The sequence below is a fragment of the Cryptosporangium phraense genome (assembly GCF_006912135.1).
GTDB classification, from domain to species: Bacteria; Actinomycetota; Actinomycetes; order Mycobacteriales; family Cryptosporangiaceae; genus Cryptosporangium; species Cryptosporangium phraense.
In genome coordinates, this window is sequence record NZ_VIRS01000010.1 from 232,032 (window position 1) to 243,560 (window position 11,529).

10 protein-coding genes are annotated in these 11,529 nt (G+C 73.0%); 1 reads left to right on the plus strand and 9 read right to left on the minus strand.

The genetic code is table 11. From position 1 onward, the window contains the following. Window positions 1-145: 145 nt before the first annotated feature. Genes FL583_RS16805 through FL583_RS16825 form a run of 5 tightly spaced genes read right to left on the minus strand, consistent with a single transcriptional unit; the run spans window position 146 to window position 4,847 of the window. Window positions 146-1,093: an alpha/beta fold hydrolase gene (locus FL583_RS16805; RefSeq protein ID WP_142705592.1), complete on the minus strand. Its 948-nt coding sequence runs from the start codon at window positions 1,091-1,093 to the stop codon at window positions 146-148. A 32-nt stretch (window positions 1,094-1,125) separates the two neighbouring features. Further along, the gene (locus tag FL583_RS16810; protein ID WP_205752199.1) at window positions 1,126-1,728 is read right to left on the minus strand and encodes a TetR/AcrR family transcriptional regulator; all 603 of its coding nucleotides are present in this window, start codon (window positions 1,726-1,728) and stop codon (window positions 1,126-1,128) included. A gap of 25 nt (window positions 1,729-1,753) precedes the next feature. Beyond that, window positions 1,754-2,803 carry an LLM class flavin-dependent oxidoreductase gene (locus FL583_RS16815; RefSeq protein ID WP_142705594.1) on the minus strand — a complete coding sequence of 350 codons (1,050 nt, stop codon included), beginning with the start codon at window positions 2,801-2,803 and terminating at the stop codon, window positions 1,754-1,756. Next, window positions 2,800-4,041 (minus strand): LLM class flavin-dependent oxidoreductase, encoded by a 1,242-nt coding sequence (locus FL583_RS16820; protein WP_240746715.1) that lies wholly within the window; start codon window positions 4,039-4,041, stop codon window positions 2,800-2,802. Before FL583_RS16820 ends, FL583_RS16815 begins: the two co-directional genes overlap by 4 nt. Then, entirely contained in the window at window positions 4,038-4,847 is an 810-nt protein-coding gene (locus tag FL583_RS16825; protein ID WP_142705596.1) for an LLM class flavin-dependent oxidoreductase, read from the minus strand. The genes FL583_RS16820 and FL583_RS16825 overlap by 4 nt, the downstream gene beginning before the upstream one ends. A gap of 27 nt (window positions 4,848-4,874) precedes the next feature. Between FL583_RS16825 and FL583_RS16830 the strand changes: the two genes are divergently transcribed. Next, window positions 4,875-5,501 (plus strand): nitroreductase family protein, encoded by a 627-nt coding sequence (locus tag FL583_RS16830; protein ID WP_142705597.1) that lies wholly within the window; start codon window positions 4,875-4,877, stop codon window positions 5,499-5,501. On the opposite strand, the gene FL583_RS16835 is transcribed toward FL583_RS16830, so the two are convergent. The 4 genes from FL583_RS16835 to FL583_RS16850 are packed head-to-tail and all read right to left on the minus strand — an operon-like array spanning window position 5,502 to window position 10,490. Beyond that, entirely contained in the window at window positions 5,502-7,097 is a 1,596-nt protein-coding gene (locus FL583_RS16835; RefSeq protein WP_240746716.1) for a dipeptide ABC transporter ATP-binding protein, read from the minus strand. It lies immediately after the preceding gene. Beyond that, window positions 7,094-7,972: an ABC transporter permease gene (locus FL583_RS16840; protein WP_142705599.1), complete on the minus strand. Its 879-nt coding sequence runs from the start codon at window positions 7,970-7,972 to the stop codon at window positions 7,094-7,096. Before FL583_RS16840 ends, FL583_RS16835 begins: the two co-directional genes overlap by 4 nt. Continuing rightward, window positions 7,969-8,907: an ABC transporter permease gene (locus tag FL583_RS16845; RefSeq protein ID WP_142705600.1), complete on the minus strand. Its 939-nt coding sequence runs from the start codon at window positions 8,905-8,907 to the stop codon at window positions 7,969-7,971. The genes FL583_RS16840 and FL583_RS16845 overlap by 4 nt, the downstream gene beginning before the upstream one ends. Continuing rightward, window positions 8,907-10,490, minus strand: a complete 1,584-nt coding sequence (locus FL583_RS16850) for an ABC transporter substrate-binding protein (RefSeq protein ID WP_205752200.1) — start codon at window positions 10,488-10,490, stop codon at window positions 8,907-8,909. The genes FL583_RS16845 and FL583_RS16850 overlap by 1 nt, the downstream gene beginning before the upstream one ends. Between the last annotated feature and the right edge of the window lie 1,039 nt (window positions 10,491-11,529).

The window sequence follows — 11,529 nt, forward strand, 5'->3', positions numbered from 1 at the left end:
CCGGGTGCCGGCTACGCCGAGACCTTCGGGGCGACGGTCCGGTTCGGGCATCGGAGGCGGGAGCGCGCCGACGCGCTGCTGACCGACAACGACCTCCCGCCGGCCGAGATCGCCGTCCGAATCGACCTGGCCGAGCCGGCCGTGCTCAGCCGCTGTGCCCGCCGCTGGTGGGGCCGGTCGCCGGGCCGGTGGGACGACCGGAGACCCGCCGGGAGAGGAACGAGAGCTCGGCGGCGACGACGGTGTCGTGCTGGTCGAGGAACGGGGCGTAGTGACCACCCGGCACCCGGACGAGCTCGGCGTCGGGCGCCCGGCCGGCCGCGGCGACGGCGGGCCCGGCGAGCGCGGTGCGGTCGTCGTCGGCAACCACGACCAGTAACGGGCACCGGGCGCGGGCGGCGGCACGTCCCGGCCGGTAGGCGGGCAGGCTGAGCACCGCGCGGGCGGCGATCGTCCGCGGCCAGTCCGCGTAGGCGCCGTCCGGATCGAGCGCGGCGTCACCGCCGAGCGCGTCCGGAGTGGACAGCATCGCCACGGACCCCGGCGCCCCGGTCAGCGGCAGCAGCCGCGGCGGACGTCCGGCGAGCCCGCCGAGCAGGTCGAAGACACCCCGGCCGGTGACGCGGGCCAGCGCCCGGCCGGTGGTGTACCGGCCGGCGTTCCGGGTCGCGGCCAGGCCGTCGGCGTTGGGCGTCTGCGCGATCGCCGCCGCGAGGCCGGGCAGCGCCGCGGCGAGCCGGAACACGTGGCCTCCGGCCAGCGAGAACCCCCAGACAGCGATCCGATCCGGGTCCACTTCGGGCAGCGTCCGGGCGAACGCCACCGCGGCGGCGAAGTCGTCGAGCTGCCCGGAGACCCGGCCGACCTGGCGCGGTCGGCCGCCGCTGCCCCCGAAGTTGCGGAAGTCGAACGCCACCACGGTGTAGCCGGCGGCGCGGAACGCGGCGGCGAAGCGATCGGTGCCGGGCTCCTTGGTGACGCCGTAGCCGGCAGCCATCACGACGCAGGCCCCGTTGGTCCCCGGGTACTTCCAGGCCGCGCAGGTGTCGTTGCCGCTGGGGAACCGGACTTCCGCCCGGAGCGAGGCGTCCATGGAAAAAGTGAACCACGTGGTTCCCATTGTGTCTACGGACGGTCGGCGTCCTCATGGTCCAGAGCCCGGGCGAGCGCCTCCAGCGCGGGCCGGATGCGGGCCGTGTCGGCCGTCGTCCGCCAGTCCATGAGGAAACCGCGGAACGTCGCGAGCAGTAGGTCGGCGACCTCCTCGCGGCGCTGTGCACTCCAATCCGCGGGTAGCAGCCCGGCCAGCGGGGCCAGGTACTGTTCGGCGGCCTCGCGGGCGAGGTGGGCGTACCGGTCCGGGTCGTACATCGCCAGCCCGATCGCCTGGTCGATCACGCGCAGCCCGGTGGCGTCCGCCTGGAGCATCGGCCAGATCGCGCGGATCCGGTCGCCGAGCGGGCCGGGCGGCGCGGCTTCGACGGCCTGGAGGGCGTGGCCGACGCGCTGCTCGCGCAGCCGCAGGAGCGCCTGAGCGAGCAGTTCGTCGGCGTCGCGGAAGTAGTAGAGCAGGACCTTGTGCGTGGTGCCGGCGGCCCGAGCCGCGCGGCGGAGCGAGAAGTCGACGAGCCCGTGCTCGGCCAGGTCGCCGGTGACCAGGTCGAGTAGCTCGGCCCGGCGCTGCCGCCCCTTGGGCGAGTCCGCGGACCGCCGGTACCCCGTTTCCACCCGGACCACGGTACGGCCCGCTCGATCAGCCGGCGACCGGGCCGCCGCCCCAGCCCCAGGGCGGGTCGGGGATCTCCCGGCGCAGGACCGGGGCGATGTCGGACTGGAACAGCTCCAGGCTCTCCCGGTGCTGGGCGTCGGTGAGGCCCGACGCGTCGGCGCGCAGGTGCATGACCGTGTGTCCGAACTGCTCGTGGTAGCGGTGCACCTTCTCGATCACCTGGGCCGGGCTGCCGATCAGCGCCGACGAGCGCTCGGCGAAGTCCTCCAGCGTCGGGAACACCGGCTGCATCCCCAGCTTGCGCTGGAACTCCAGCTGGTTCTCGAAGACCGGCCGGTAGACCGCGAGGGCCTCCTGGGACGTCCGGGCCGCGTAGTAGCCCGCCGTGCCGGCGCCGACCGCGATCGCCGCCGAGTCGTGGCCGTAGTGCTCCCACCGCTCCCGGTAGTAGCGGATCAGCTCGGCGTACGGCTCGATCGGGTTCGTGACGTTGGCCGAGAACAGCGGGTCGCCGTAGCGGGCGGCCAGGTCCACCGACTCGCGGCTGGTCGCCGATCCGTGCCAGATCCGGATCGGGTGCTGGTAGGGCTGCGGCCACACCTCGGCGTCCAGCAGCGGCGGCCGGAACTTCGTGTCGTAGGTGATCTTGTTGTGCTGCCACAGCCGCCGGAACACCTCGTACGACTCGGCGTTGCGGTCCCACTGGTCCTCGGGCGTGACGTGGAACAGCTCGCGCTGGGCGGCGCCGTTGCCCTTGCCGATGATCAGCTCCAGCCGGCCGCCGGAGAGGTGGTCGAGCGTCGCGTAGTCCTCGAACGCCCGGACCGGGTCCAGCAGCGACAGCGTCGTGACGCCGGTGAACAGGCGGATCCGGCTCGTCCGCGCGGCCAAGTGGCTGAGCACCACGGTCGGGGCCGACGAGATGAACGGGCGCTCGTGCCGCTCGCCGACGCCGAACCCGTCGAAGCCGAGTTCCTCGGCCAGTAGCGCGTTGTCGACGACCTCCTGGAACCGCTCGTGAGTGGACTTGGTCTCTGGCGTGTGCACGATCAGCGTGATGGTCAGGAACCTCACGAGCGAGCCTCCGTCGGAATTCGGTGGGCCACCGGAGCGGGGAGCCCGAGGTTGTCGCGGAGCGTCGAGCCGGCGTACTCGGCCGGATAGATGCCGCGGTCCTGCAGTTCCGGCACCAAGCGTTCGACGACCTCGTCGAAGCCGGTCGGGACCGCGTTCGGCACCAGGTTGAGCCCGTCGATCGCCCCCGTCCGGACGTAGTGGGCCAGCCGGTCGGCGACCTCGCCGGGCGTCCCGACGAACTGGGCCGTCCGGCTGAGGTGGGCGACGAGTCCGCGGATCGTGTAGCCGCGTTCGGCAGCCAGCGTCCGCCAGGCGCCGACGGTACGGAGCGGCTGGTCGCGGCTGTTGACGACGCCGTGCGTCACGGTCTGCTCGGGGTCGGCCGGGCCGACGTCCGGCAGCGGCCCGTCGACGTCGTACGCGGAGAGATCGCGCGACCAGACGCTCTCCAGCACCGCACGGATCCGCCGGTCGGTCCAGGTCCGCCGCTCGAACTCGGCGGCCTTCTCCTCGGCCTCGGCCCGGGTGTCGCCGAGCGTGATCTTCGCGCCCGGGAAGATCGCCAGGTCGCTGCGGGGACGGCCGACGCGGCCCAGCCGGGCGGTCAGATCCGCGGCGAACGCCGACGCCTGGTCGTAGTCGAGGTAGCGGGAGAAGATCGCCTCGGCGTGCCGGGCGGCGAAGTCGCGGCCCTCGTCCGACTCGCCGGCCTGGAACAGCACCGGATGGCTCGCGCTCCCCAGCTCCTCGTCCCAGTAGGCCTGGACCGTGCGCAGGTGCGCCAGCGCGTGCTCGTAGCGGTGGGTGTGGTCGAGGTAGTTCCCGCGCCGGAAGTTCTCGCCGGTCCAGGCGTTGTCGGTCGTGACGACGTTCCAGCCGGCCCGGCCGTGGCTCAGCGTGTGGACGGTGGCCAGGCGGCGGGCCAGGTCTATCGGGTCGTTGAACGTCGTGTTGAGCGTCGCGACGAAGCCGATCTTCTCGGTCAGCGCGGCCAGGTACGAGAAGAGCACGAGCTGGTCGGGCCGCCCGGTCACCGCGGTATCGGTGATCCGGCCCAGGTGCTCGCGCAGCCGCTGGCTGTCGCCCAGGAAGACGCCGGTGAACAGGCCGCGCTCGGCGGTGCGGGCGAGCTGGGCGAAGCCGTCGAACTCGTAGTACTGCTCGGGGCGTTCCAGCTCGTCCCAGACGTAGATCGGGCCGAACGGGAAGAACGCGTTCAGGTGCAGCCGCCTCACGACCGTGCCTCCGTGTATCGGCCGGCCGGCCGGAGCAGGCCCAGCTGGTCACGCAGCGTCCGGCCGGGGCGGGGCGGGACCAGCGTCCCGGAGGCCCGCAGCTCGGCCAGCCTGGCTTCGAGCCCCGGAGCCGGCCGGAGCAGAACCCCGCCGACGCCCGGCCCGGGCAAGTCCGAGGACGGCTCGAGCTCGACGAAGGCCCCCGGCTGGGGTGTCCGGACCACCCGGACGTCGGCCTCCACCAGCGGATCCCGGGCGAACACGGGGACCTGGCCCTGCGGCGGTCGCGGCATCAGCGCCGGCCCGCGGATCCGGAACAGCTCGCCCCCGGCGTCGACGTAGTGCAGCCGGTCGCGGTCGAGGAAGCGGCCGGTCGTCGAGTCGGCGATCAGCGCACCGTCCTCCCAGGAGTCCCAGAGCCGCCGGGCCGCGTCCACGACCGCGTCGGCCTCGCGCCGGGCCGCCGGCCCGGAGGCCGGCACCGACGCCGAGTACGCCGAGGCCCTGGACGCCGACGGATCCACCGTGACCAGCCACCCGGCCCGGCCCCGCGTGCCCCAGTCCAGGGCGGAGAAGCGGTTCGAGAGGTGGAACGGCTCGGCATGGGTCGCCGCCGCCGTCGCGACCAGGCCGATGGTCTCGGTCACGGCACCGGCGTACGCGGCGCTCTCCAGCGGATCGAGCCCGCGCGGCGCGCCCGGCTCGTCGTCCAGAAAGAGGACGTTGAAACCTTGCGCCTGCGCCCAGCGGGCCTGCGCGCGCAGCGCGCCCGGATCGGTCGGACCGATCACGAATCCGAACAGCATCCTTTATCTCCCATAGGATAACTGGGTATGGCACCCGATCAACTGCCGGTCCTCGAAGCGCTCCACACCACCCCGTCGCGCCGGTACCTGTCCGGCGAACCGATCCCCGACGACGTCCTGGACGCGATCCTGGACGCCGCGATCCGCGGGCCGTCCGGCGGGAACCGGCAGGCCTGGGGCTGGGTCGTGGTCACCGATCCGGCGATCAAAGAACCGATCGCCGGGTGGTACCGGGAGGGCTGGCAACGCGCCTACGGCCCACGCCGGGACGAGATCCTCAACGGTCGACCCGGCACCAGCGGACTCAGCCCGGCTTCCTACCGGGCCACCGAGTATCTGGCCGAACACCTCCACGAGGCACCGGTCTGGGTGATCCCGGTCTTGCGCAACGCGGCCGGGTCGACCGACCCGCGGCTCGGCGCGTCGATCTACGGCGCCGTGCAGCAACTGCAACTGGCCGCCCGGGCCTACGGCATCGGCAGCACGCTGACGACGTTCCACGTCGCCCACGAGGACGAGGTCCGTGCGCTGCTGGGCCTGCCCGACGACGCGCTGACGATGGCGCTGATCCCGCTCGGCTACCCGGCCCGGGGACGCTGGAGCCGTCCCGCCCGCCGCCCGCTCGACGAGGTCGTGCACCGCGACCACTGGTGATCACGCTCCCACGTATCCGCGGCCGGGGATCGCGGCCAGCAGCTGCTTCGTGTATTCGTGCCCGGGCCGCTCGAACAGCTCCGACGTCGTCCCGGTCTCGACGATGCGGCCGTCCTGCATCACCGCGACCTCGTGCGCGATCTGCCGGACCACGGCCAGGTCGTGCGAGATGAACAGATAGGCGACGCCGGTGGCGGCCTGCAGCTCGACGAGCAGGTCGAGCACCTGGGACTGCACCGAGACGTCGAGTGCCGACACCGGCTCGTCGCAGACGACCAGGTCGGGGGAGAGGGCCAGCGCCCGGGCGATCGCGACCCGCTGGCGCTGGCCACCGGAGAGCTCGGCCGGGCGCCGGTCCACGATCGACGCCGGCAGCGCGACGCGTTCGAGCAGGTTCCGCACCCGGGCGGCCCGGTCGCCCACCCGGAAGACGCGCAGCGGCTCGGCCACGACCTCCTCGATCGAGAACCGCGGGTCCAGCGACGCGTAGGGGTTCTGGTAGACGAGCTGGGCGCGCCGGCGGAGGGCCCGGATCGCCGCGCCCCGGGCGGTGGTCACGTCGGTCCCGTCGAAGACCACGCTCCCGGCGGTCGGGTCGGCCAGGCGCAGCACCAGGCGGGCGGTCGTCGACTTGCCCGAGCCGGACTCGCCGACCAGCGCGAGCGTCCGGCCCCGCTGGACGGTGAAGCTGACGTCGTCGACCGCGCGCAGCGTGCGCCCGCCGGGCAGCCGGAACTCCTTCACCAGGTTCCGGGCCTCGACGAGCGGGGAGGCCGCCCCGGAAACCGGCGCCACCCGGGCGTGCGCGGTGGCCAGGCTGGGCGCGCTGGCCAGCAATTGCTGCGTGTACGCGTGCTGCGGGTTCCGCAGGATCTCCGCGGTCGGCCCGGCCTCCACCACCCGGCCCTGCGACATGACGACGATCCGGTGCGCCCGGTCGGCGGCCACGCCCAGGTCGTGCGTCACCAGCAGGACGGCGGTGCCGGCCTGTTCGGTCAGGTGCTGCAGGTGGTCGAGGATGACCCGCTGCACGGTGACGTCGAGCGCGCTGGTCGGTTCGTCGGCGATGATCAGCCGGGGGTTGGCGGCGATCGCCACCGCGATCAGCGCCCGCTGGCGCATGCCGCCGGAGAGCTCGTGCGGGTACTGCCGGGCCCGCATCGCCGGCTCCGGCAGCCCGGCCCGCTCCAGGACGTCGATCGCGTCCAGGGCGGCCTTCCGCCGGTCGGCCAGCCGGTGGATGCGCAGCACCTCGGCGACCTGCTCGCCGACGCGCTTCACCGGGTTGAGCGAGACCGACGGGTCCTGGGGGATCAGGCCGATCTGCGCTCCGCGCACGGCCCGCAGCCCGCGCTCCGAGATCGCCGTCAGGTCCTCGTCGCCGAAGCGCACCCGGCCCGCGTCGATGTGCCCGTTGGACGCCAGCAGCCGCACCAGCGCGTGCGCGGTCGTGCTCTTCCCCGACCCCGATTCGCCGACCATCGCGACGACCTCGCCCGGCCGGACGTCCAGATCGACGTTCTGGACGGCGGGCACCGTCCCCCGGCGGGTGCGGTAGGAGACCGTCAGGCCGCTGACCTCGAGCAGCGCACTCACCGGCGCCCCCACTCGCCGTCCAGCGCCCGCGCGATGCGGTTGGTCGACAGGACGGTCGCGGCGATCGTCAGCCCGGGCAGCGCGGTGAGCCACCAGGCGTTCGCGAGGTAGTTGCGGCCGCCGGAGATCAGCGTGCCCCACTCCGGAGCCGGTGGCGGAGCGCCGTAGCCGAGGAAGCTCAGCGACGACACGGCCAGGATCGCCGTGCCGAACGTGAGCGTGGCCAGCACCATCACCGGTCCGATCGCGTTCGGCAGCACGTGCCGCCCGAGCACCGAGTACCAGCGCGCACCGCACGAGCGGGCCGCCTCGACGTAGACCGCCTGCCGGACCCGCAGCACCTCCGCCCGCATCACCCGGGCGAACTCGGCCACGCTGGCCAGCCCGACCGCGACCGCGACCTTGACCGTGCCGTAGCCGAGCGCGGTGACCAGCGCCAGCGAGAGGAACAGGGCCGGGATCGAGAGCAGCACGTCGACGATCCGCATCAGCACGTCCTCGACCCAGCCGCCGACGAACCCGGCCAGCAACCCGACCAGGCCACCGACCACGAACGCGACCGCCACCGCGATCAGCGTCGCCTTGAGCGAGAGCTGCGCACCGTGGACGACCCGGGAGAACAGGTCGCGCCCGAGCTCGTCGGTGCCGAACCAGTGGGCCGCGCTCGGCGCCTGGAAAAGGTTCTTGGGAACGCCCTTCAACGGGTCCTGGGCGGCGAACAGCCCGGGCCAGAACGAGGCCAGCACCACCGCGATCACGACCAGGATCGAGACCACCAGCCCGGGCCGCCGCACGAAGAAGAGCCAGTTCCGGCGGTCGGGTGCCTCGGCGGGCGTCTCCAGCGGTATCCCGAGCTCGATCAGCGTCTGGCTCACGACGCCACCACGATCCGCGGATCGAGCAGCGGATAGATCAGGTCGACGAGCAGGTTCGCGGTCACGAAGACCAGCGAGCCGAACACCACGACGCCCTGCACCAGCGGCAGGTCCTGCACGGTGACGGCGGCCGCGGTCACCCGCCCCAGCCCGTTGCGGGAGAACACGGTCTCGATCACCACCGAGTTGGCCATCGCCTGCCCGGCCAGCACCCCGACGATCGTCAGCGCGGGCAGCGACGCGTTGCGCAGCGCGTGACGCAGGTGGATACGCACCCGGCCGGCGCCCTTGGCCCGCGCGGTCTCGACGTACGGCTGGTCCAGTGCGGTGAGCAGGCTCTTGGCCAGGATCTGGGCGACGATCGCGCCGACCGGGATCGACAGTGCGACGGCCGGGAGCACCAGCCCGCGCAGCCCGTCGTTGCCGAACGCCGGGAGCAGCTCGAGCTGGAACGAGAAGACCTCGACCAGCATCAGCCCGATCCAGAAGATCGGCATCGAGACCGCGAGCGGCGGCAGCGACAGCAGGAACTGGCGCAGCCAGCGCAGCCGGGTCCAGGTCGCGACCATCGCCAGGCTCCCGCCCACCAGTGTGCCCAGCAGCAGGCCCGACCCGGTCAGGGCCAGCGTCGACGGCAGGGCCTCGGCCAGCAGGTCGGTGACCGGGCGACCGGTCGACACCGAGGTGCCGAAGTCGCCCCGCAGCGCGTGGCCCAGGTAGTCGAGGTACTGCAGGGGCACCGGCTGGTCGAACCCGTACTGGTGCTGGAGCCGGGCGATCTGCTCCGGGTCGATCGGCGCCTGGTCCGACCCGGCGCCGGCCATCGCCGACACCGGGTCCCCGGGCAGCAGGTCCAGGATCACGAACGAGAGCGTGTAGGCCGCCCACAGCACGCCGATCGCCTGGGCGAAACGTTTGAGCAGGTAGCGGCGCATCAGCGCAGCCGGGTGTCGTGGAGCTGGATGCGGCTGGAGGCCTCGAAGTTCAGGTCCTGCACCTTCGACGCGACGCCGAGTTCGGTCTCCAGCTCGACCACCGGGACGACGTACGCGTTGTCGACGATCAGTTTCTGGGCCTGGTCGACGAGCGGCCGGCGCTTGGCCGGGTCGGCCGCGGCGGCCTGCTGGGCCAGCACGGTCTGCAGCGGGCCCTCGGGGATCCGGTAGGCGTTGAGCAGCTTGGTCGAGAACTGGGTGCGCAGGATGTCGGGGTCGGCGCGGGTGACGTTGCCCCAGAGCGCGTCGAAGTTGCCGCCCTTCTGGATCTGCACGATCTGGGCGATCTGCGCCTGCTTGAGCGTGACGTCGATGCCGACGGCCTTGAGTTGCTGTTGGACCAGCTCCAGGGCCGGTTGGTTGGTGGCCGCGTTGGCGAACCAGGTCACGTGCAGCGTCAGCCGGGCGCCGTTCTTGACCCGGATGCCGTCGCTGCCCGCGCGCCACCCGGCCGCGTCCAGGAGGGACTTGGCCTTGGCCGGGTCGTAGGCGAGCGCCGGCTGTTTCGTGTAGCCGGGCGTCGTGTGCGAGAGGATGCTCGTCGCCGGCTGGGTGCCGCTGGGGTAGACCGTGTCGACGATCTGCTGCCGGTCGACCGCGGCCAGGATCGCCTGCCGGACCTTCAGGTCCTTCAGCACCGGCCGGGAGTTGTTCAGCCCCAGCTGGAAGACCACGCCGGGGTTCGCCCGGGTGATCAGCTGCACCCCGGCCGCTTTCAGCGCCGCCTCGTCGGCCTTGCCGACCGCGCCGATCGCGTCGACCTGACCTGACTGCAGGCTCCCGGTCCGGACGCCGGACTCGGGGACGATCTTGAAGACGACGGTGTCGAGGTACGCCTCGCCGTCCTTCTTCCAGAGCGACGAGCCCCAGTCGTAGCCGGTGCGTTTGGTCAGCGTGATCGACTGGTTGGGGACGTACTTCGCGAGCACGAACGGCCCGGAGCCGACGACGCCGTCGCTGCACCGCTGCTCGGGCGTCTTCTTCACGCTGGCGTCGGAGAGGATGCCGAGCGAGTGGGTCGCCGTGGCCTGCAGGAACTGGGCGTTGGGCTGCGCGAACGCGATCTTCACGGTCTGAGCGTCGACCGCGGTGATGTCCTTGACGCCGGCCAGGTAGCCCTGGGCCAGCACCGCCAGCGCGCCGAGGTTCGGCACCGCCTCGAAGTTGTCCTTGACGACCTGCGCGGTCAGCGGCGTGCCGTCGCTGAACGTCACGCCCTTGCGTAAGTGGAACGTGAACGTGGTGGAGTCCGGGCTGACGTCCCACTTCTCGGCCAGCCAGGGGACGATCTTCCCGGTCTGCGGGTCCTGATCGGTCAGTGAGTCGACGAGTTGGCGGACCGAGTAGATCGTGTCGTTGCTGCCGACTTGTTGAGGGTCGACGCAGCCGGCGTCGGAGCCGACCGCGAACGTCAGCGTTCCCCCCGATCCGCCCTGGGAGGCGTCGCTGTCGGAGGTGCAGGCGCTGAGCAGCAGCGTCCCCGCGGTGAAGAGCGCAGCCAGCGCTGTTGCTTTCGGCGTCACGAACCTCACGCTAAGGAGCGGAGGTGTAACTAGTCAATACCTATAGGATCACTAGGCATTAGTGGGTCTGGAGTGGACGATCGGAGGGATGTCCGACCCGGCGGATGCGGTGCTCGGCCGCGGCAGGTCGGCGCGCTTCGGACGTCCGGGCTCGTCCGTGGGACTCCGGCGGTGGCCGGTCGGTGCACGTTCTGCCTGACGTCGACGCCGACGTTCATGGCGGTGGCGGGGCGCATCTCGTCGGCGCCCTTCGCACGACGGCCGGCCTGCTCGACGTGCGCGGACGGGCGGCGGCACTACCCGGGCCCGGGACTCGGCCGGGGGTGCCGGGGGTGCCGGGGTGCCGGGTGGGCCGGCGGTCTCGTCTGGGGCGGGCGGGTCGCGTCTGGGGGCGGCCGGGCGGTGACGGGAGCCGGTGGTGGGTGAGGACCGACCGGCCGTGGGGCCCGGCCGAAGAGGCATGGGCCGCGGGGGACCGCCTACGGCCCGTTCCGGGGCCGCAGTGCGACGGCACGTGGGCGCGGGTCGTCCCGGCCTAGGGGGCTTGTCGGTCGACTCGACCGTGGTTGGGGCGCATCAGCATGCCGCGAGCGCGTGTCGAAGAGATCGATCAGAACAGCCGCCGGAAGGCGCCACCGCAGAGCCCGACGACCCCGGTCCGGGCCGGTCACGCGGCGGGTCGAGCGCCACGATCCACCGGGCCGCCGAGGCCGGCCAGCCCTCGCGCTCGCCGCTGGCCAGACCGGAGACGCGCCGCGGTTCCAACCGGCCGCGATGCCATCCACGCCGCCGGGACCGGCCGCCCGCGGGCCCGCGTCGGCCAGGCCCGGAGCCGGGCCCGCCGGCCGAGGATCCGGCCGATGCGGGTCCTGGCCAACCACGCCTACGTATCCCGCGCAACCGATGCCGACCGCGCCCGACGCGCGCCCCGCGCCCGACCGCGCCCGAACGGGAGCCCCACCGCGCGCCCGACCCGCACCGGGCCCGCGCCGCGGGCAGGACCCCGCTGCGCTGCGCGCTCGGTCGGCGCTCGGTCCGC

Bases quoted from the DNA above. Each gene is read 5' to 3' on its own strand.
- FL583_RS16805 (WP_142705592.1), bottom strand. From the start codon at position 1,093: ATGGACGCCTCGCTCCGGGCGGAAGTCCGGTTCCCCAGCGGCAACGAC.
- FL583_RS16825 (WP_142705596.1), bottom strand. From the start codon at position 4,847: ATGCTGTTCGGATTCGTGATCGGTCCGACCGATCCGGGCGCGCTGCGC.
- FL583_RS16830 (WP_142705597.1), top strand. From the start codon at position 4,875: ATGGCACCCGATCAACTGCCGGTCCTCGAAGCGCTCCACACCACCCCG.
- FL583_RS16845 (WP_142705600.1), bottom strand. From the start codon at position 8,907: ATGCGCCGCTACCTGCTCAAACGTTTCGCCCAGGCGATCGGCGTGCTG.